Annotated in this window: 17 protein-coding genes and 2 pseudogenes; 13 read left to right on the forward strand and 6 right to left on the reverse strand. The window is 36.0% G+C overall.

Features of this window, described 5'->3' with window-relative positions:
• Nucleotides 1-145 precede the first annotated feature (145 nt).
• The gene (locus G4Z05_RS14650; RefSeq protein WP_163252550.1) at nucleotides 146-799 is read left to right on the forward strand and encodes a potassium channel family protein; all 654 of its coding nucleotides are present in this window, start codon (nucleotides 146-148) and stop codon (nucleotides 797-799) included.
• 233 nt (nucleotides 800-1032) lie between these two features.
• On the opposite strand, the gene G4Z05_RS14655 is transcribed toward G4Z05_RS14650, so the two are convergent.
• Both G4Z05_RS14655 and G4Z05_RS14660 read right to left on the reverse strand, forming a co-directional pair.
• Entirely contained in the window at nucleotides 1033-1212 is a 180-nt protein-coding gene (locus G4Z05_RS14655) for an H-type small acid-soluble spore protein (protein ID WP_163252551.1), read from the reverse strand.
• A gap of 93 nt (nucleotides 1213-1305) precedes the next feature.
• On the reverse strand, nucleotides 1306-1485 hold the full coding sequence (locus G4Z05_RS14660) for a hypothetical protein (protein ID WP_240465401.1): 180 nt from the start codon (nucleotides 1483-1485) through the stop codon (nucleotides 1306-1308).
• A gap of 388 nt (nucleotides 1486-1873) precedes the next feature.
• Between G4Z05_RS14660 and ltaS the strand changes: the two genes are divergently transcribed.
• The gene (ltaS, locus tag G4Z05_RS14665; RefSeq protein ID WP_163252553.1) at nucleotides 1874-3838 is read left to right on the forward strand and encodes a lipoteichoic acid synthase; all 1965 of its coding nucleotides are present in this window, start codon (nucleotides 1874-1876) and stop codon (nucleotides 3836-3838) included.
• Between the two features lie 130 nt (nucleotides 3839-3968).
• Here the strand turns inward: ltaS and G4Z05_RS14670 are convergent, their stop codons facing one another.
• Nucleotides 3969-4064 (reverse strand): YjcZ family sporulation protein, encoded by a 96-nt coding sequence (locus G4Z05_RS14670; protein ID WP_163252554.1) that lies wholly within the window; start codon nucleotides 4062-4064, stop codon nucleotides 3969-3971.
• Nucleotides 4065-4334: 270 nt separating this feature from the next.
• Here G4Z05_RS14670 and G4Z05_RS16650 point away from each other — a divergent pair, with 270 nt between their 5' ends.
• From G4Z05_RS16650 to G4Z05_RS14695, 6 genes are all read left to right on the forward strand, one after another.
• Nucleotides 4335-4457 carry a hypothetical protein gene (locus tag G4Z05_RS16650; protein ID WP_276207651.1) on the forward strand — a complete coding sequence of 41 codons (123 nt, stop codon included), beginning with the start codon at nucleotides 4335-4337 and terminating at the stop codon, nucleotides 4455-4457.
• Nucleotides 4458-4885: 428 nt separating this feature from the next.
• A complete protein-coding gene (locus G4Z05_RS14675; protein WP_163252555.1) occupies nucleotides 4886-5881 on the forward strand; it encodes an ABC transporter substrate-binding protein in 996 nt (331 codons plus the stop codon).
• 100 nt (nucleotides 5882-5981) lie between these two features.
• Complete coding sequence (locus tag G4Z05_RS14680; protein ID WP_163252556.1) at nucleotides 5982-6992, forward strand: ABC transporter permease; 1011 nt, start codon at nucleotides 5982-5984, stop codon at nucleotides 6990-6992.
• Entirely contained in the window at nucleotides 6967-7761 is a 795-nt protein-coding gene (locus tag G4Z05_RS14685) for an ABC transporter ATP-binding protein (RefSeq protein WP_163252557.1), read from the forward strand. The genes G4Z05_RS14680 and G4Z05_RS14685 overlap by 26 nt, the downstream gene beginning before the upstream one ends.
• A gap of 145 nt (nucleotides 7762-7906) precedes the next feature.
• Nucleotides 7907-8524, forward strand: coding sequence for an NUDIX hydrolase (locus tag G4Z05_RS14690; protein WP_163252558.1), 618 nt, complete (start codon nucleotides 7907-7909; stop codon nucleotides 8522-8524).
• A 167-nt stretch (nucleotides 8525-8691) separates the two neighbouring features.
• On the forward strand, nucleotides 8692-10053 hold the full coding sequence (locus G4Z05_RS14695; protein WP_163252559.1) for an aspartate kinase: 1362 nt from the start codon (nucleotides 8692-8694) through the stop codon (nucleotides 10051-10053).
• A gap of 38 nt (nucleotides 10054-10091) precedes the next feature.
• Here the strand turns inward: G4Z05_RS14695 and G4Z05_RS14700 are convergent, their stop codons facing one another.
• Nucleotides 10092-10688, reverse strand: coding sequence for a DUF2238 domain-containing protein (locus G4Z05_RS14700; RefSeq protein WP_163252560.1), 597 nt, complete (start codon nucleotides 10686-10688; stop codon nucleotides 10092-10094).
• A 149-nt stretch (nucleotides 10689-10837) separates the two neighbouring features.
• Here G4Z05_RS14700 and G4Z05_RS14705 point away from each other — a divergent pair, with 149 nt between their 5' ends.
• Entirely contained in the window at nucleotides 10838-11458 is a 621-nt protein-coding gene (locus tag G4Z05_RS14705; RefSeq protein WP_163252561.1) for a GntR family transcriptional regulator, read from the forward strand.
• Between the two features lie 33 nt (nucleotides 11459-11491).
• Here the strand turns inward: G4Z05_RS14705 and G4Z05_RS14710 are convergent, their stop codons facing one another.
• Nucleotides 11492-13045, reverse strand: a complete 1554-nt coding sequence (locus tag G4Z05_RS14710; RefSeq protein ID WP_163252562.1) for an ABC transporter permease/substrate-binding protein — start codon at nucleotides 13043-13045, stop codon at nucleotides 11492-11494.
• Nucleotides 13045-14169: an ABC transporter ATP-binding protein gene (locus G4Z05_RS14715; protein ID WP_163252563.1), complete on the reverse strand. Its 1125-nt coding sequence runs from the start codon at nucleotides 14167-14169 to the stop codon at nucleotides 13045-13047. Before G4Z05_RS14715 ends, G4Z05_RS14710 begins: the two co-directional genes overlap by 1 nt.
• Before the next feature lie 1581 nt (nucleotides 14170-15750).
• On the opposite strand from G4Z05_RS14715, the gene G4Z05_RS14720 reads away from it, so the two are divergent.
• The 4 genes and pseudogenes from G4Z05_RS14720 to istA form a co-directional block, all read left to right on the forward strand.
• Nucleotides 15751-16050 carry an alpha-helical endospore appendage domain-containing protein gene (locus G4Z05_RS14720; protein ID WP_163252564.1) on the forward strand — a complete coding sequence of 100 codons (300 nt, stop codon included), beginning with the start codon at nucleotides 15751-15753 and terminating at the stop codon, nucleotides 16048-16050.
• Nucleotides 16051-16519: 469 nt separating this feature from the next.
• Nucleotides 16520-18094, forward strand: coding sequence for an alpha-helical endospore appendage domain-containing protein (locus G4Z05_RS14730; protein WP_205597581.1), 1575 nt, complete (start codon nucleotides 16520-16522; stop codon nucleotides 18092-18094).
• A gap of 497 nt (nucleotides 18095-18591) precedes the next feature.
• Nucleotides 18592-18843, forward strand: a pseudogene (locus G4Z05_RS14735) (transposase); the annotation flags it as partial.
• 158 nt (nucleotides 18844-19001) lie between these two features.
• Nucleotides 19002-19836: pseudogene (gene istA / locus G4Z05_RS14740) on the forward strand (IS21 family transposase); the annotation flags it as partial.

Consider the following 19836-nt stretch of genomic DNA (forward strand, 5'->3'; position numbering starts at 1 on the left):
TTATAGTTATCTTTCATGAACCTGTATGTGAGATACCTCACTCAAATGATTATTTTTATTGCAAGGATTTAAATAATAATAATAATTGACAGAATGGAAAAAGTAGAGAAAAGGAATAATCTTTCGCAGTCAAGGAGGTAGCATCATGGCAAAGCAATATGCAGTAATTGGACTGGGGAGATTTGGATCAAGTGTTGCTGCTAGGTTATATGAATCTGGTCAGGAAGTACTTGGAGTGGATGTCAATATGGAGAGGGTAGAAGACTCAAATGAGTTCGTTACACACGCAGTGATTGCTGATTCTACAGATCCTGAAAGCTTAAAAGCAATTGGCATTCGTAATTTTGATACGGTAATTGTAGCGATTGGAAATGATATCCAAGCTAGTATATTAAGTGTTTTACTATTGAAAGAATTAGGCGTTAAAAAAGTGATAGCTAAGGCATTAAATAAGTTACACGGCCAAGTTTTGGAAAAAGTAGGGGCTGATTGGGTGATTTTCCCGGAAAGAGATATGGGAATTCGAGTGGCTCATCAACTTTTATCTCCCAATGTACTAAATTTTATAGAAATATCAAAGAATTATAGTGTAGAGGAGGTAAGAGCTACTGAGAAAATGAAAGATAAAACACTAAGAGAGCTGGATATACGAGCGAAGTATAATCTTAGTGTAATTGCCATTCGAAAGGATCATGAATTAACAATTTCTCCGCCACCAGATAAAATTATTGACGAGGGAGATGTTCTTGTAGTAATTGGAGAAAATCGTGACCTTGAACGATTTGCCAATTTAAGTTAAAGCGATAGAATAAATGAGTCTTATTTGAGATGAACTGTAAACTGCTAGAGATAAAAAATTGATACTGCAGCCTATGGACAAGCATACTTCTATGGAAAAGAAGAACAATTAGTATGAACAGAGAAGCTTATGGAAGTTTCGTAAAGAGGGAAGGATTAGGAATAGAAGTTTAAAAAAAATTTTGTAGGCAGGAGAAATATATCCTGCCTTTTTCAATTTTATTCGTTTATACATTACTCTTCTTGAAGTTCACTAATATTAACAATGGTCCGTTCTTCTAGCGGCCCTCTCAAATGGACAGTTGCTGTTGTGCCATCTTCATTAAGTTTATCAATCCAAACAGATACCCCATTATACTTCACTTCAACATCTGCTGGAGAAGATAATATCTGCTTTACACGGTTTGCATTCATTACTAATCCCCCTTAGGTTTTCTTGTTATTTTGTAATTGAATGAAGATATATTTCAGGTTTTATTAAGTTATACATTTGATAATAATCTTGGTTTACCGCTCAAAAGGGTAATCAATATGTACCCCATTTATAGTACCCGGTTGATAATCGTCCTCTAAACTTTTTAAATAGTTCTTTAGTTCTATTTGTAATTCTTTAGGTGCACCAGGTTTTAAATGCCAATTTCCTGGTTCATCAACAAAGTATGGGCTTTTTGTAAAATTGGGCCTCATTCTTGGCAATGAACTCATCCCTTTCCTTAGTTTTTGAAGGTTTTCCTTTCATTATTGTTAACCATGAACCAGCGAATTCATTCCAAAAATGAGGCTAAATGTGGATTGCAAGGTAAGATTGTTCCTTTATATGATACTTTTAATGTGATTTCCAAAAAAATCCGTAAATTTAGTATGAAAGAATGAAATTCATCATTTGATGAAACTATATGGTTTGATATTCGTCATATACATATGAAGTTGAATGGAGTCATGTCCAACATAAAACACGCATAAAAATAAATGGATATCTAATTGGTGTTGAGTGGTTTTTCTTTTTTTTGGAAATGTGGTATAGTAATAGCGGTTCGTTTACCGAAGTATGGTAAGTGAGAGGAGAAATTTTGTAATGAAAAAAATAAGTAAAAGTCATATTTCTTTTTTTATAATTGCTGTTATTTTATTCTGGATAAAAACTTATGCCGCTTACCAGATTGAATTCAATTTAGGGATAGATAATAACCTTCAAGAATTTCTGTTATTTATTAACCCATTAAGTTCTGCGTTATTCTTTTTCGGCATCGCTTTATTATTTAAAAAGCGAGCAAAGCTTGTCTTGATCATTACCAACTTCTTATTATCATTTTTACTATATGCTAATATTGCTTATTATCGGTTCTTTAATGACTTTATTACTGTACCGGTATTAATGCAGACGAAAACGAATGCTGGACAATTGGGGGATAGTGCTCTGTCTCTAATGTCCCCATTTGATATTTTCTATTTTACTGATTTCTTTGTATTAATATGGCTAGCATTAACAATTTTCAAAAATGTAACAGTGGATAATAGAAGATCTTTTAAAATGGCTCTTTTATTTGCGATTACCATTTTCTTTTTTAATTTAGGGCTGGCTGAAAAGGATCGCCCTCAACTACTTACACGTTCCTTTGACCGAAACTATTTAGTGAAATATTTGGGAGCGTATAATTTTACCATTTACGATGTGATCCAAAACATTCGATCTTCTAGCCAGCGTGCTTTAGCTGATTCAAGCGATGTTACCGAAATAGAGAACTATCGAAAAGCAAATTATGATGCACCAAATCCAGAGTATTTTGGAAAAGCAAAGGGAATGAATGTGATTTATATTTCCATGGAATCGACCCAGAGCTTCTTAATAGATTACAAGATGCCTGATGGTCAAGAAGTTACTCCATTTTTAAACTCATTAGTTCGTGATAAAAATACTTTTTACTTTGAGAACTTATTTCATCAGACAGGGCAAGGGAAAACGTCTGATGCAGAATTCTTAATGGAGAATTCTTTATATCCTATGGCTCAAGGGGCTGTCTTTGTCAATAAAGCACAGAATACGTATCATGCATTGCCTGCGATTCTAAAAGGCCAGGGCTATACTTCAGCAGTTTTCCATGGGAATTATAAAACATTCTGGAACCGGAATGTTATGTATAAAGCTTTAGGTTACGATTACTTTTTTGATGCAGAATATTATAATATGACAGATGAACATGTTAAAAATTATGGATTAAAAGATATTCCATTTTTTGAAGAATCCATCCCTATGCTTAAGAGTTTAAAACAACCATTCTATACAAAGTTTATTACTTTATCAAACCATTTTCCGTTCGAAATGGATCCAGAGGATACGGATTTTCCTGCAGGTGATACAGGAAATAAGGTTGTGGATCAATATTTCCAAGCAGCCCATTATATGGATCAGGCATTACAACAATTTTTTAATGATCTTAAAGAAGCAGGGCTATATGAGAATACGATGATTGTCATGTATGGGGATCATTATGGAATTTCCGAGAATCATAATGAAGCAATGGCAAAGGTTTTAGGTGTAGAAGAAATTACACCGGTTATCAGTGCTAATCTACAGAGAGTTCCTTTATTTATTCACATACCAGGTGTAGAAGGTGGCGTTCAAAAGCAATTTGGCGGGCAAGTAGATGTGAGGCCAACGGTTCTTCATCTGTTAGGGATTGATACAAAGGACTATTTAGAATTCGGCTCAGATTTATTATCAAAAAATCATCGGAACTGGGCATTATTTAGAAATGGTGATTTTGTCTCACCAGAGGTTATCCAGGTGAAAGGGAATTGTTATGATTCCCAAACAGGTGATTTGTTAGAGGATACAACGGTATGTAAAAATATTGCGGAAAGTGTTAATACTGAATTGCAAATGTCAGACGAAATTGTTTATAAAGATTTGCTTCGTTTTTATAAGCCTGCTGGATTTACACCGATAAATCCAAATGATTATGAATATTTAGGACCGAAAGCATTAAAAGGAGAAAAATCCTCTGATAGTAAAAAAACGGAAACGACCAATACGAATTGAAAAAAGCTGTGCAATATGCACAGCTTTTTTCTGTCTATTGTTTACGAAACCAGAAAATGCGCCATTTCTGGCGCTTCTGTCAGGAGGAGGTAGTGTGTTTCATTTTAATAAGGCTGAATCATAGAGCTTATTAATAGTATCCTCCGTAGGAAGCACCTACAATAACCAACAAAATAAATAGAACTACAATTAGCACAAAGCTGCTATTGTTTCTTTCGTAGCTCATAGCTATTCACCTCCCTACTTTGAACTACTTTAATTTATGTTAAAGCATGTCCTTAAGTATGGGCATATAATAGAAAGGGTAAAAAAAAGGCATGGTTTAATATTTATATCCAGAATTCTAATCGGAGGTTACGAATTTCAGAAAAATGTATAAATAAATCATTATGATACAATTATCTTTCATTTTTGGAAAACCCCCATAAATAGAATAATAACGAGCGAATGATGTAACAAAGGGGAGTCAAAAGGATTCGGGAGGTTTGATAGGAAAATGATGGTGATTGATATCGATCATTTATTAGAAAATACACAAAATCTAACCGTTGAAAAAAATAATTTGAATGTAAAAATCGTTGAGATTGACCAACTGCTGGATAAAACGAAAGATTGGTAATATCATATTTTGTTTTCAAATATTTTTTCAATGCCTTCTGTCTGACAGAAGGCATTTTTTTATGTAAGGAATGGATATTTTTGACTTCGAAAATGGTTAGAAACAAACGTCTAAGTGGCTTTTCGAAATAGTCTTCCATGCATGTCCTTCACTCCATCGTGTTCCATAGATCCCAGTTGGAGCATATTCTAAAGAAGGCTTTGGTGGATTGTGCAACACACAAATATAAATCAAGCATTTATGAGAGAGGTGGCAATCACCCTTAAGCATAGGTATGTGATTTTCAGATTTATGTATTTTTACGGCATAGACGCTTTAAAGTGGAAAAATATTTTTTTTATTTCTATTGCTTTTAGACTAGGAAAACACTAGAATTATTTTTAAAATATTTAATTTTTAAAAAATTATAAATAAGGGGGTAAAAATTAATGAAATTAAAAGGTATATCCATTGCATTAGCAGGAATGCTGCTTCTGGCAGGCTGCGGAAGTAAAGAATCGTCTAATGAATCAGTAATAGAAGGGGAGGATAAAACTTTTAAAGTTGGAATTTCCCAGTTTGCTCCTCACCCATCATTGGATGCTGCAACAGAAGGTTTTAAAAAAGCATTAAAAGATAAAGGAATTAAAGCTGATTTTGATGAACAAAATGCACAAGCAGATCAGAACAATACACAATCAATTGCCCAAAATTTTGTTGGGGATAAGGTGGATTTAATATTTGCTAATGCAACACCAAGTGCGATTGCTGCATTAAATGCTACAAAAGATATTCCAATTATTTTTACATCCGTAACAGACCCAGTTGGTGCTGGTTTAGTTAAATCACTTGATAAACCAGGGAAAAATATTACTGGTACGACTGATAACCATCCAGAAGCAACAAAGAATACAATTCATTTTATCACTGATGAGGTAAAGGCAAAGAATATTGGAGTAATTTATAACTCCGGTGAGCAAAATTCTGTTGTACAAGTAGAAGAAGTAAAGAAATTAGTTGAAGAAAAGGATGCTAAGCTTGTAGAGGTTTCTGTTTCTAATACATCTGAGGTGAAGCAAGCTGCAGAATCATTAGTCGGACGGGTAGACGCGATTTACATACCAACAGACAATACAGTTGTTACGGCTCTAGATTCTGTGATTGGTGTAGCAAGAAGTAAAAAAATACCTTTGTTTGTTGGAGAACTTGATTCGATGAAGAAAGGTGCGGTAGCTGCCAGCGGATTCAGTTATTTTGATCTCGGATATCAATCTGGTTTAATGGCAGCAGATATTTTAACAGGCAAAAAGAAAGTCTCTGAAATTCCAGTGGAATTACCAAAAAGTTTGAAATTGGTCATTAATAAAGCTGCTGCCAAAGATCAAGGTTTAGAAGTGAAAGAAGAATGGAGCCAACTTGGAGAGTTTTATGAAGGCGAAGAATAATACATTAAAGGGAGTCAATTAAATGAGAATTGACTCTCAAAATACATATAGCCTAATCAATGGCATGTTTTTTAATAATTGATATGAAAGGATGAAAACAATGTTTACATCCATATTTGGGTCTATCGAGACGGGAATCATCTATGCGATTATGGCACTGGGGGTCTACCTATCCTTTCGTATACTTGATTTCCCAGATTTAACAGTTGACGGCAGCTTTGTAACTGGTGGTGCCATTGCAGCTGTATTAATAATAGGTGGTACCGATCCATTTCTAGCCACGATTGCAGCGCTCTTAGCCGGCTTTATTGCAGGCTGTCTGACAGGGCTGTTGCATACATTTGGAAAAATTAATAATCTCTTATCTGGAATTTTGATGATGATTGCACTTTACTCTATTAATTTACGAATTATGGGACGCTCCAATATTCCTTTATTAAATGAACATACAGTATTTACGAAAATTAGTGATATATCAGAAAGCTGGGGAATCGATATCATTTTTAATAACATACTGAAATCGGTTGGGTTAGGAGACAGCCTGCCTGAAACATGGGGAATACTTTTGTTCATGTTAGTTGTTACTTTTGTCATTAAATTTTTAAATGATTGGTTTTTCCAAACCGAAGTCGGTCTTGCCATTCGAGCAACAGGTGACAATAAGAAAATGATCCGTAGTTTCTCAGCTAATACCAATTTATTAACGATTATTGGACTAGGACTATCCAATGCATTAGTCGCGTTTTCAGGTGCATTGATTGCTCAGCACGGAGGTTTTGCAGATGTTAGTATGGGAATTGGAATGATCATTATCGGTTTGGCCTCTGTCATCATTGGAGAAACTTTGTTTGGGACAAAAACAATTGCAAGAACAACTATTGCTGTCATTGGGGGAGCAATTATTTACCGCATCGTTGTATCGCTGGCTTTAAGAATAGATTTTTTGGATCCAGGAGATATGAAGTTGATAACGGCTGTCATCGTCATCATTGCGTTAACTACTCCAAAGGTCATTGAGCGGTATAAAGAGAAGAAGCGAAAAGCACAGAGAAGAGTGGAGAAGTTACAACGGGAGGGGGGACGATATGCTTCAATTAAATCAGATTTATAAAATTTTTAATGAAGGATCGCCTGATGAAAAAATTGCTCTTAATCATGTAAACCTTTCCTTACAAAAAGGGGATTTTGTTACGGTGATTGGGAGTAATGGGGCAGGTAAATCAACTTTAATGAATATTATATCCGGAGGATTGGTCCCTGATATGGGAGAAGTGTTTATTGATGGTCAAGATGTTACCAAAATGGCAGAATTTCAACGTTCTAAAATGATTGGGCGTGTTTTTCAAGACCCGATGGCAGGAACTGCTCCAAGTATGACGATTGAAGAAAATTTAGCGATGGCCTATTCAAGAAACAAAACAAGAAAACTTGTAAAAGGAGTGACAAAGAAAAGACGTCAATATTTTCAGGAGGCTTTGGAAACCTTGCATCTTGGCCTGGAAAACCGTCTAAACGCAAAAGTGGGTCTTTTATCCGGGGGTGAACGACAGGCATTATCTTTATTAATGGCAACTTTTACAGAGCCCTCCATTTTACTACTAGATGAACATACTGCTGCCCTCGATCCTTCAAGAGCAGAATTAATTACGAACCTGACTAAGGAAGTTGTTGAAAGATATCAGCTTACCACCTTAATGGTGACTCATAATATGCAGCAAGCCATTGATTTAGGGAATCGATTAATCATGATGGATAAAGGACAAATTATCTTAGAGGTAGATGAACAACAAAAGAAAAACCTGACCATTGAAGGATTGCTTGAAGAATTTAAGCGAATTCGTGGCACGCAAATGGTAAATGACCGGGCGATATTGATTTAACGTTTTCTAAATAATCGTTCAAAACATATATTTTGAAATTTGTACCAATAAAATGACAAACAATCCAACCAAGTTGGATTGTTTTTTGTATAATTGTAAAAATAAAAGAATTTTTTTGAAAAAAAGTATCATTGGAGGTGAAAGCATGGAAAGGGAATGGATCTTGACCAAATTAGCGGCACACACTCCTGATATATTAGGACATAAACATTTTTCAAAATACGCCGTTTTGGTACCACTCATCCAAAAAAATAATGACATCCATGTTTTGTTTGAAGTCAGATCGCTGCAGTTAAAACGGCAGCCAGGTGAAATTTGTTTTCCTGGTGGAAAAATGGATCCGCGGGATAAGGACGAAAAAACAGCAGCGATTCGAGAAACAAAGGAAGAACTTGGGATAAGCGAAAAGGATATTTCTGAAATATATCCATTGGATTATATGATTTCCCCTTTTGGAATGATGATTTATCCATATGTTGGATTTTTACATGCTCCAGGAAATATACAACCTAATCCTTCGGAGGTCGAAGAGGTTTTCACCATTCCATTACCCTATTTTTTGGAAAATAAACCAGAAATATATCAAGTTGAATTTAAAATTGAACCAGAGGAAAATTTTCCGTTCGAATTAATCACTGGTGGAAAAAATTATAAATGGCGTCCAAGAGTTATGGAAGAGTATTTTTTTAAATTTGAAGATAAAGTCATATGGGGATTAACTGCGCGAATTCTATCAAATTTTATTGAAATTATCAAAGAATAATTTGGACTGTATTGAACAGTGGATTTAGTTAGTTATATTTATTATTTTTGAAAAGTATTTGTCTATTACAGAAGAACAAATGTCCATATAGAAAAGAAAAAACACTTGATAATTTTTCAAATTGTAATAAAATTAAGATTAAATTTTTGGTAATGGGAGATGTAGAAATGAAGGTTGTAAAATTTGGGGGCTCATCATTAGCTTCCGGCGCTCAACTTAAGAAAGTATTTAATATTGTAGTATCAGATCCCGAGCGAAAAGTGGTTGTTGTTTCAGCTCCAGGGAAAAGGTTTGCTGAAGACATAAAAGTAACGGATTTATTAATTGAATGTGCCGAAAAAAGTTTAAAGAATGAAAAAACGGATCAAGTATTTGAAGCTGTCATCGCTAGATATCAAGATATTGCTGAAGAATTAACGTTACCGGAAGAAATTATACAAGAGATTCGACTGGATTTAACTGAAAGACTGAATGGTGACAAAAGCAAACCGGACCGCTATATGGACAGAATGAAGGCAAGTGGGGAAGATAATAACGCAAAATTGGTGGCTGCCTTTTTCCGAAAAATGGGAGTAGAAGCACATTACATCGATCCGAAAGAAGCTGGCCTAATTGTTAGTGACGAACCAGGGAATGCACAGGCCCTTCCCGAAGCCTATGAAAGTCTTTCTTCATTGCGGTGGCGTTCAGGAATTTTAGTATTTCCAGGTTTCTTCGGTTATAGCAAGGCAGGAGATGTCTATACATTTTCACGTAGTGGATCAGATATTACTGGATCCATTCTCGCTAATGCGTTGAAAGCGGACCTTTATGAAAACTTTACAGATGTAGATGCTGTTTATTCCGTCAATCCATCTATCGTTGAAAAGCCGAAAGAAATAAAGGAAATTACATATCGGGAAATGCGAGAGCTATCTTATGCGGGGTTCAGTGTTTTACATGACGAGGCACTTGTACCGGCATTCCGTGCAGGTATCCCTGTTCAAATAAAAAATACAAATAATCCGACTGCACAAGGTACAAAAATTGTTGCTGATCGCAATAATACGAATGGCCCGGTAATTGGAATTGCTAGTGATAAAGGCTTTTGCAGTATCTATGTAAGCAAATACTTAATGAATAGAGAAATTGGGTTTGGGCGTAAACTTTTAGGGATTTTAGAAGATTTCGGTCTTTCCTACGAACACACTCCATCGGGTATTGATGATATTTCTGTAATCTTAAGAGAAAATCAATTTGATAAAGAAATGGAAGAACAGATTATTGATAGGATTAAAACCGAATTACATGCGGATCAAGTTTTCATTCAACACAAACTTGCCCTCATTATGGTCGTAGGCGAAGGGATGCGTCATAATATCGGTACAATGGCACGAGCATCAAAAGCCCTAGCAAAAGTAAATGTCAATATTGAGATGATTAATCAAGGGTCATCAGAAGTAAGTATGATGTTTGGTGTAAAAGAAATTGACGAGAAGAAAGCTGTCCAAGCATTATACAATGAGTTTTTTGCCCCTGTTATGGTATAAAATTAATAAATGAAAAAGCAGCCCATTCGGCTGCTTTTTTAGTCTATTTTAGGGAATTGTTTTTTTGATTTTAGTTTCAACTTTGTTCTAATTTCGGCTCCAATGGCGATAACTAAGCCCCCTGCCGTGTCTGATATAAGATCAATCATGGTATCTTCATTTCCACCACCCTGCAAGGTCATATCGAATAGTTGGTCACAGCTAAATTCATAAACCTCCCATAGAACACCTCCTAATGCGGCAAACGAGAGGGTGAACCAGAAGATTATCCAAGGAGAAATTTCACTACCTGCTTCTCGATGAATCATCCTTTCATATAAAGCAATAGCAGCAAATGCTAATAATATACCACTAATAAAATGTATGAATGTATCCCACCAGCCAAGTCGATACCATCCTAATATGGAACCTAAATATTGTGAGCCTACAAGAAAAACTAAATAAGAAATGACTAACGGTAAATTAAATTGGAGTTTTGTAAATAAAGCCAGGAGAAGTGGAATGGCCCCACAAAAGATTCCTCCTATGGCTACCGTTCCTTTATAGGTTTCGCCATTTTTAAAGTAGTAAAAAGCCAATATAGCCATAAAAACTACATAAATCCCGCTTAGTGTAATTACTGTTATTCTTTTCATCATTATCCTCCATTCCAACCAATACCTTTTAATTATTTCCTCATTTTTTATTAGCTATATATATTAGTTATGAACTCGCAAAATTAGAATAAAAGCGGTATATTGTAATTGTAATATTCGTAACAAAGGTTTATCTTTGGGGGTGTCCTATGCAAAGGGCGAAAATACCAACATACGAGCGAATAGCAATTGATTTAGCTAATCGTATATATAATGGGGATTTTAAAGTTGGAGAGAAAATTTATGGAAGATCTACTCTAGCGAGTGATTATAAAGTGTCCCCGGAAACGGTCAGGAGAGCAATTAAAATATTGGAAGATGTGGAAATTGTTCGTTCTACCAAGGGTAGTGGTATCATTATCGCTTCTCGCGAAAATGCTTATAAGTATATATCTCGCTTTACAAATCTTGCAAGCATTAAAGATCTTCAAAAAGAAATGAACGCTTTAATATCGGAAAGACGTAAACTGGATGACCAGTTATTTGAAGTGTTAAGTAGAATATTGGATTATTCAGGTCAACTTCGACACACCAATCCTTTGGCGCCAATTGAAGTAGAAATTCTCCCTAATTGTATACATATAGGAAAAACTATTTCAGAGGTAAAATTTTGGCAAAATACAGGTGGAACCGTCATTGGTATTAAACGAAGAGGGGAATTAATTATTTCCCCAGGACCTTATGCTATCATTCAGGAAGGGGATGTCCTTCTCGTCATTGGAAATGAAAAAACATATGACAGAGTCATTCATTTTTTAAATGAAGAATAAAAGAAGCCAGTAAACACTGGCTTCTTTTCATACTTAATTAATGAGACCTTCCTGAATTAAAAATTCTCTTGCTACTTTCTCAGGTGACTGTTTTAGGCTGTCAACTTTGTAATTAAGCTCCCGCATTTTCTCCTCAGTAAGTTTGCCTGCAAGAAGATTAATCACCTTTTTTAATTCTGGATGCTCTTTTAGTGTTTCTTCCTTAATAATTGGTACGGCATAGTATGGCGGGAAGAAGTTTTTATCATCTTTTAATACTTTTAAATCAAAAGCTTGGATTAAACCATCTGTGGAAAATGCATCAATGATATCACTTTTGTGATTTTTTAATGCTGTATAACGCAACCCCCCGTCAACTGGATTTACCGCTTTAAAATTTAAATTATAAGTCTTGGAAAGCCCTATTAGGCCATCCTCTCGATTAGGAAATTCGATCGTTGGACCCATAATGAGGTTATTGCTGACTTTTGCTAAGTCAGAAATGGTTTCTAACCCGTATTGAGCAGCTGTGTCTTGACGAACAGCAAGGGTATACGTGTTATTAAACCCTAGAGGCTTTAATAGTTCAATGCCATCCTTTTTAAATTCCTTTTGGACATAATCATACACTTCATCCGGATTATTCTTTGGTGGCTGATTTAGAATGTTCACCAAAGCTGTGCCGGTATATTCTACGTATACATCAATATTTCCAGTGTTAAGAGCATTAAAGGTAACTTGGGAGCCGCCAAGATTTAATTTTTTTTCAACTTTTATATCAGTCTTATATTCTATTAAATCTGCAAGAATATTACCTAATATTAATTGTTCAGAGAAGTTTTTGGATCCTATGACGATCTTATCATCTGCTTTAGCTTTCGTATAAATAGTAAATGCACCTGCAAAAACTAAAATAATACTTGCAAATGAAAGGAGAACACGTTTACCTTTTTTCCCAGATTTAGATTCTCTTTTTTGTTTATTAGTATAGGAAATGGATTTTTCCAGCTTTCCAACAACAAAGTCGATAAGTAGGGCGAGAATACATGCTGGAATCGCTCCTGCTAAAATCATATTATTATCAACTGTTTGGACCCCTGAAAATACTAAATAACCGAGTCCGCCTGCTCCAACAAATGCAGCTATGGTCATTAAACCGACAGCAGTAACGGCTGAAATTCTGATACCCGCCATAATCATCGGGAAGGCTAATGGTAGTTGTACCTTTCTCATTGTTTGACTTTTCGTCAGACCGATGCCTTTGGCGGCTTCCAGAATGTCACGATCAATATTTGTTAGTCCTGTGTAAGTGTTTTTTACAATTGGAAGTAAAGAATATAGAACGACCATGACAATTGCAGGTGTACTTCCGATACCGATAAATGGGATAAGAAATCCTAATAATGCTAGACTTGGTACGGCTTGAATGACATTGGTCGTACCAATTACCGGCTTTGAAAGTTTAGGTTCTCTTGAAATGAGGATTCCAAGAGGAATACCAACGATTGTTGCAATAAGAACAGAGATCACACTTAAATAAATGTGCTGTCCTAATAATTCTATTATTTGATCAAAGTTTGCAACCGAATAATTCCATAAATCACTCATTAAAATGCTACCTCCATATCGATTAACTGACTGCTTAAGGCAGATAAAATACTACTTCTTGTAATAAGACCAGTCAGCTTATTCATTTGGTTTACCACAGGAACATATCCAATTTGATGTTCATTCATTGTGGCTAATACTGAAATTAAATTGGTTCCTTCTGAAACAGAGAGTACATTGTGTTCCATCACTTCTTCGATACTTAAATTTCTGTTTAATAGCTGGATTCCTTTTAAAGTAACTAAGCCTAAAAGTATATTATTTTTATCCGTTACCATTAGGCTGTCCACTTTATGCTCTTTCATAATTTCTATTGCCTGAAGAACGGTACGCCGAGTTGTGATTTTAACTGGGTTGGAAATCATAATGTCTTCGGCCAATAATAACTCAGGGTTATTCCATACTCTTCGTTTACCAATAAATTCCGCCACAAATTCATTAGCTGGATTTTTTAGGATGTTTTCCGGTGTATCGTACTGAAGAATATCTCCATCTTTTAAGATACAAATCTTATCTGCGATTTTAATAGCTTCATCCATATCATGGGTAACAAAGATAATGGTTTTATTTAATTCTTTTTGCATTTGGAATAACTCGTCTTGAAGAGATGACCTTGTAACGGGGTCTAATGCACTGAAGGGTTCATCCATTAAAATAATATCGGAGTTTGTAGAGAAGGCTCTTGCTACCCCAACCCTTTGTTGCTGCCCGCCACTTAATTCTTTGGGGTAACGATTCAAGTATTCTTTTGGATCTAATCCAACCATTTCAAGTAATTCGTTAGTTTTTTTCTCTATTAATCTTGGATCTTCCCCTTTAAGTTTTGGAATGAGTTCAAGATTTTCTTTAATAGTCATATGAGGGAATAAGCCTGTATTTTGAATAACATAACCGATATTTCTTCGAAGCTCGATGGGATCCATTTCCGTTATATCCGATCCATTTACAAAGATCTGACCAGATGTTGGCTGTATTAATTTATTTATCATCTTGAGTAAAGTAGTTTTACCACAACCACTTGGTCCAATAAATACAACTAACTGACCAGCTTCAATTTCCAAAGAAAAAGAATTAATAACCGTCTTAGATCGATATTTTTTTGTAATATTCTTAAATTCTATCAATTCGAAAGCCTCCTTCTGCAATGTGACAACTTAATGTTAACACATAAGTTGGTGGTTGTCTAATGGACTATATTATTCATGGAGGTAGGAAAGAACTGAAGTAGCTTTGTTTTAGTCTATATACATGTTCAAACTATCGTAACTCTTTCGTCAGCAATTGTGTATAAAATATTAAGATCGTACATTAATTGGAAATTAAATTGGCTTTATATGGGAAAGTGATGAAAAATAGGACTGGTAAAGGAATCTGTTTAGACAATGCCAGCATGGAGAACTTCCTCAGACATGTTAAGGCAGAGGGTTTTATTATCTGCACCTTTTCACAAAGCCAAAGAGGTTAAGATTGTCGTACAAAAATATATTCGTTTCTATCACCACCAACGTTTCGAAAAAAATTAAATAACGGGGCTGTCTAAAAAGTCCATTTAAGAGAAAAATGAACCCAAATTAAAAACCCAAGAATGTTGATTTAACAGCATTCTTGGGTTTTGCTTTTATAAAGATTTCGGCTGAAATACCACTTTCCGGACAGCCCCGTTGCTTAAGCGTGTATTTTGATTCATGTCTATTTGACAGAGGTGACTTCACTTCCTCTCACTGCTTTGCTAATACTTTAATGATTGCTGTTAACTTATAAAGTCTTCATTATTATAATCGTATAAAAAACGAACTTCTCTCCAATGTTCAGTGGATCCTGAATTTTTCCATACAAATACATTTCTACCATGAATTCGTTCAAGTCTTTTTGGAAGTAGCAACGGGAACAAGAAGAATTGACCCAACACCTGTCTGTGCTTCATCACAAAGAGAATAAATAAAAACAAGTTCTTTCAAAAAATATAAAAAATTGCTTGTTTCCTATCCTTGCTATACCGTTTCTGATTTTAAAACTCAATTGCAATAGGAAAAACATGTAATTGTAGCTTAATAATAGGTGAACATTCAAACTAAAGGGGAAACTGAATGAAGACCATGACTAACTTGTTTGTCTTCTGAAACGATTGCACACCTTGTCGAAATGCTACAAACATATTATTTCGTGTCTTGTTTGGATTCTCATTTGGAAAATGTCTTTTCATTCAATAAATTGAAATGTATTCAATGTTACATTTATCCATTTTTCTATACTGCTAACAGTAGAAATCCCATAAAAAAGACGTATTTACCTCAACTATCGGAAAAATAACCACTATAATCCAATAATTGATCTTGATTCGTTGCAGTTGGACGATAAATCAAAGGATGATCTCCCCAGTCGGTTAGTCCAATTTTTATTATATTATTTCACCCATTTTACAATATTTCATTATTTTTCATCTTTTTAAATTAATAGTATAACGAAAAAATTTAAAAGTTCGTTTATGAAAGTAACATCAATAGAACTTTTTTATTATTTTCAAAATATCAATGATATTTATTCAATTTATTTTTGGAAAAAGAAACCGAATGTAGGGCATTTTTTTATTTTTGAATACATTACAAGTGAGCGCGTTTGCTATCAATTACACATTGTTCCATTTGAAAAATTTTTTTTATCAATTAATCCATATGAGATCAATAAAGTTCAAAGGGTGATTTTGTTTGTCTCAACCGAATGTACCGAATATTACACTGCAAGTTTCGATTAATCGAGATGATGTAATTAATTTATTACTTGCATCCATTGCCATGGAGGAAATTAGTCTGGCTCATATAATTAATGCCGAAGGGGAAAAAATTCAATACGCGATTGAAACAATGCCTGGACCAGAAGCAACACTAGATCAACTTTTAGATGTCAATGATAGTGTTCAAGATATGCTGGCAATGGTTATCAAAAGAGAGTTACTTTTAGAAAATAAATTGAAACAGGCTATTGATTTCATTACAGGCTCTAATTAAGTATTCAAAAATCTTTTTCTTTTGGAAGGGTTCTGTTTTAGAAAATGCATGATTTTATAAATTTAATGATGATATTTAGAAAGAACATTTCTATTACATTCTGTGATTATTACAATTTGTATAGTTGAAATCTAGTGTTGATTATCTTCATAGTTTATTATGGCTAAACATTATAACACAATGAATTATTTTTCTTTAATGATCCTTTTTTCTAATAATCTTTGTTGATACACAATGTTATTGATTACTTACTATGATTTGGGTTTTCAGAATTTTATAGGTACCACTTAATTTCAAAATTCATGGAGTTTAGTACCTTTAATTTTTAAAAAGAAAATATTAAATTTATAGGCTATTATATATACTCTTTTTTTTAATTTGAATATCTTATTAAAGAACACCTAGCGGCTGTTTAGTTATGAGTTAAATAGAGATACGCGTTTCTTATTTTAAAGAAAGGAGTAATGGAATGTCTCAACCCAATTTACCTAATATAACCCCGAACATTACTCTTAGTAGAAGTAGTGTTATTAATTTACTATTAGCATCAATTGCTATGGAGGAGTTAGGGCTTGCTCATATTATTAATGCTGAGGGGGAAAAAATTCAGTATTCATTAGGTACAATTCCTGGTTTGCCTAATCCAGCAACACTTGATGAAATTTTAACTGTTAATGATAGTGTTCAGGATACATTAGCAATGGCAATTAAAAAGGAATTACTCTTAGACAATAAATTAAAGCAAGTTGTTCAACTGACTGGTAATGGGGTTACTGGACCAACAGGACCAACAGGACCAACAGGACCAACAGGACCAACAGGACCGACAGGGCCAACGGGACCAACAGGACCGACAGGACCAACAGGGCCAACGGGACCAACAGGACCGACAGGACCGACAGGACCAACAGGACCAACGGGGCCAACAGGACCGACAGGGCCAACAGGACCGACAGGACCGACAGGACCGACGGGACCAACAGGGCCAACGGGACCAACAGGACCGACAGGACCGACAGGACCAACAGGACCAACGGGACCAACAGGGCCAACAGGACCGACAGGACCGACAGGGCCAACGGGACCAACAGGACCGACAGGACCGACGGGACCAACAGGACCAACGGGGCCAACAGGACCGACAGGGCCAACAGGACCGACAGGACCGACAGGACCGACAGGACCAACAGGGCCAACGGGACCAACAGGACCGACAGGACCGACAGGACCAACAGGGCCAACGGGACCAACAGGACCGACAGGACCGACAGGACCAACAGGACCAACAGGACCAACAGGACCAACAGGGCCGACGGGACCAACAGGACCAACAGGACCGACAGGACCGACAGGACCGACAGGGCCAACTGGACCGACAGGACCGACAGGACCAACAGGACCGACGGGACCGACGGGACCAACAGGGCCAACAGGACCGACAGGACCGACAGGGCCAACGGGACCAACAGGACCGACAGGACCGACGGGACCAACAGGACCAACAGGGCCAACAGGACCGACGGGACCAACAGGGCCTACTGGACCTAATCTAATGGAAGAAGGTTTCTCTGCAATTGCCAATGCTACTTCTGTAACTGGCAATACACAAATTACCAACTGGTCTGTTGCAACACCATATTTTAACAGCGGAAACTTCGACCCGGTAACTGGAGTATATACGGTTCCAGCTACAGGAAGATATGCAATTTCCGCAACAATCTCCTACGAGACTTTAGTTGCGTTAACTATTGGTATCAATTCGGCAACCCCTGCATTCGTTGTTCGAAGAACTTCGCCAGTTACAACAGATTTAATTTCTGGATTATTCCCAGTATTAAATCTATCATTAAACATTATTGGTATAGGTTTAATCAATGTTAGAGGTATTCTTGGAAATGGAACTGTCACATTATCTGGAGTTGTAGAGTTAAATCAAAATGACGAAATAGGACTATTCTATGTAGCGGATGGATTATCCATTTCAATTGACTTAGGTGGACCAGCTACTCCTATCCACTGGTCAATTTACCAAATTACAGAATAAACCTTAATTAACCTGTTTCCACTAATCTTCACTTCAAAGCGTGTAGACAAAGTTGCGTTTATGCATTGTCTACACGCTTTTTATATTACTAAAGATTCGTGCGATAAATTTAATTAAAATTTATTTAAATGGAGTTTACTTTTACTTATAGTTTCTTTAGTGAAACAAAGGATAGTAAAAAGTAGTTAGAGGCAGTGTGTATTCACATTTCTTAGAAAAGCTTGTGAATCGGCTACACTTAACTGGACAAAAAAATTAAGGTCAAGTAGACTAACTACCTAATCTGGGTATACTGCTAACAAACGTAAGAGATCCCATACCAGCAACTTTACTAGGAGAGGCGGGTATGCTAGTCTGTTTGGCAAGCCAGATGTTTTCATCATCTGGTTTCCTGGCTGGGAAAGCATGCCCGTAGAGGTTCCTTGTCAAGTTGCGGTGTTTACCCTCTAAATTTGGAAGTCTACTTCATCTCATTCAGTTAATGGAGGTACGCCGATATGACGAGAACTAGAAGAACATTTACTCCCGAATTTAAAGCTCAAATGGTCAAACTATATGAAAGTGGTAAGCCTAGAAAAGACATTATAAGTGAATACAATTTAACGCCTTCGGCATTAGACAAATGGGTGAAACAGAGCCAAACATCTGGTTCATTTAAAGAGAAGGATAACCGAACACCTGAAGAAGAAGAGTTGATCAAACTCCGTAAAGAAAATCAGCGTTTACTGATGGAGAATGATATTTTAAAGCAAGCTGCGCTGAATTGTTTATGGCAAACTAAAAATGTACAGTTTGGCAATTAATTTATGTAGCCCTTTTCGGGCATAAAAAAAACCACTTGCCAACATTCCTACATTCAAATAAACTTCCTGTTATTGGGCAAAAATGACAGGAGGCGATGAAGGAGATGTTAGCAGTGGCAGAAATTAATTATATCAGACATGAACAAATAAAAAAGGGCGTTCGTATAGCTCTATTGCCAAACAAATGAGTCGAGACCGTAGAACGGTTCGGAAATATGCAGAGGTGGAGGATTTTAGTCCTTCAGAAGTACCAAAGCAAAAACGAAAAGCAAAAGTCATGGATCCTGTGAAACCGATTCTAGATCAATGGCTTCAAGAAGACTTGAAGAAGAAAAAGAAGTTTCAACGAACTGCTCAACGGATGTATACGCAACTTGTCGAAGAATATGGGTTTGAAGGTTCTGCACGATCCGTTCGGCATTATGTATCCCAACGTAAAAAACAGCTTTCCGAAGAAACAGAAACAGCTGCATTGCCATTAGAGTCGAAGCCAGGAACAGCTCAAGTGGACTTTAGGGAGGCACCATTTAAATATCGTGGAGAAGTAGTGACATGGCCATATTTGGTTTTATCGTTTCCCTATAGTAATACCTTTTACGTTCAGGTGTTTCCATCTGAAAATCGGGATTGCTTTTTAGAAGGATTGAAACGAATCTTTCATCACATAGGTGGAGTACCTAGAGTAATTCGTTTTGATAATTTATCACCTGCGGTGAAAAAAGTATTACCTAATGGGGAGCGAGAGCTAACGGAGGAGTTTCAGCGTTTTGTTTGCCATTATGGTTTTGAATATGAATTTTGTAATCCGGCTAGTGGAAACGAAAAAGGACATGTGGAATCGATGGTGAAATATGTTCGAAACAACTTCTTTCTTCCGGAGCTTGTGGTGCATGACATAGAACAACTGAATGAAACGCTATGGGGAAAGGCAGAAAAGGA

Source organism: Neobacillus thermocopriae (assembly GCF_010975035.1).
Classification (GTDB): domain Bacteria; phylum Bacillota; class Bacilli; order Bacillales; family Cytobacillaceae; genus Neobacillus; species Neobacillus thermocopriae.

What these genes read in the sequence shown, in the direction of transcription:
- G4Z05_RS14650 (WP_163252550.1), top strand. Translation starts at nt 146, where the DNA reads ATGGCAAAGCAATATGCAGTAATTGGACTGGGGAGATTTGGATCAAGT.
- G4Z05_RS14655 (WP_163252551.1), bottom strand. Translation starts at nt 1,212, where the DNA reads ATGAATGCAAACCGTGTAAAGCAGATATTATCTTCTCCAGCAGATGTT.
- G4Z05_RS14660 (WP_240465401.1), bottom strand. Translation starts at nt 1,485, where the DNA reads ATGAGGCCCAATTTTACAAAAAGCCCATACTTTGTTGATGAACCAGGA.
- ltaS (WP_163252553.1), top strand. Translation starts at nt 1,874, where the DNA reads ATGAAAAAAATAAGTAAAAGTCATATTTCTTTTTTTATAATTGCTGTT.
- G4Z05_RS14670 (WP_163252554.1), bottom strand. Translation starts at nt 4,064, where the DNA reads ATGAGCTACGAAAGAAACAATAGCAGCTTTGTGCTAATTGTAGTTCTA.
- G4Z05_RS16650 (WP_276207651.1), top strand. Translation starts at nt 4,335, where the DNA reads ATGATGGTGATTGATATCGATCATTTATTAGAAAATACACAAAATCTA.
- G4Z05_RS14675 (WP_163252555.1), top strand. Translation starts at nt 4,886, where the DNA reads ATGAAATTAAAAGGTATATCCATTGCATTAGCAGGAATGCTGCTTCTG.
- G4Z05_RS14680 (WP_163252556.1), top strand. Translation starts at nt 5,982, where the DNA reads ATGTTTACATCCATATTTGGGTCTATCGAGACGGGAATCATCTATGCG.
- G4Z05_RS14685 (WP_163252557.1), top strand. Translation starts at nt 6,967, where the DNA reads ATGCTTCAATTAAATCAGATTTATAAAATTTTTAATGAAGGATCGCCT.
- G4Z05_RS14690 (WP_163252558.1), top strand. Translation starts at nt 7,907, where the DNA reads ATGGAAAGGGAATGGATCTTGACCAAATTAGCGGCACACACTCCTGAT.
- G4Z05_RS14695 (WP_163252559.1), top strand. Translation starts at nt 8,692, where the DNA reads ATGAAGGTTGTAAAATTTGGGGGCTCATCATTAGCTTCCGGCGCTCAA.
- G4Z05_RS14700 (WP_163252560.1), bottom strand. Translation starts at nt 10,688, where the DNA reads ATGAAAAGAATAACAGTAATTACACTAAGCGGGATTTATGTAGTTTTT.
- G4Z05_RS14705 (WP_163252561.1), top strand. Translation starts at nt 10,838, where the DNA reads ATGCAAAGGGCGAAAATACCAACATACGAGCGAATAGCAATTGATTTA.
- G4Z05_RS14710 (WP_163252562.1), bottom strand. Translation starts at nt 13,045, where the DNA reads ATGAGTGATTTATGGAATTATTCGGTTGCAAACTTTGATCAAATAATA.
- G4Z05_RS14730 (WP_205597581.1), top strand. Translation starts at nt 16,520, where the DNA reads ATGTCTCAACCCAATTTACCTAATATAACCCCGAACATTACTCTTAGT.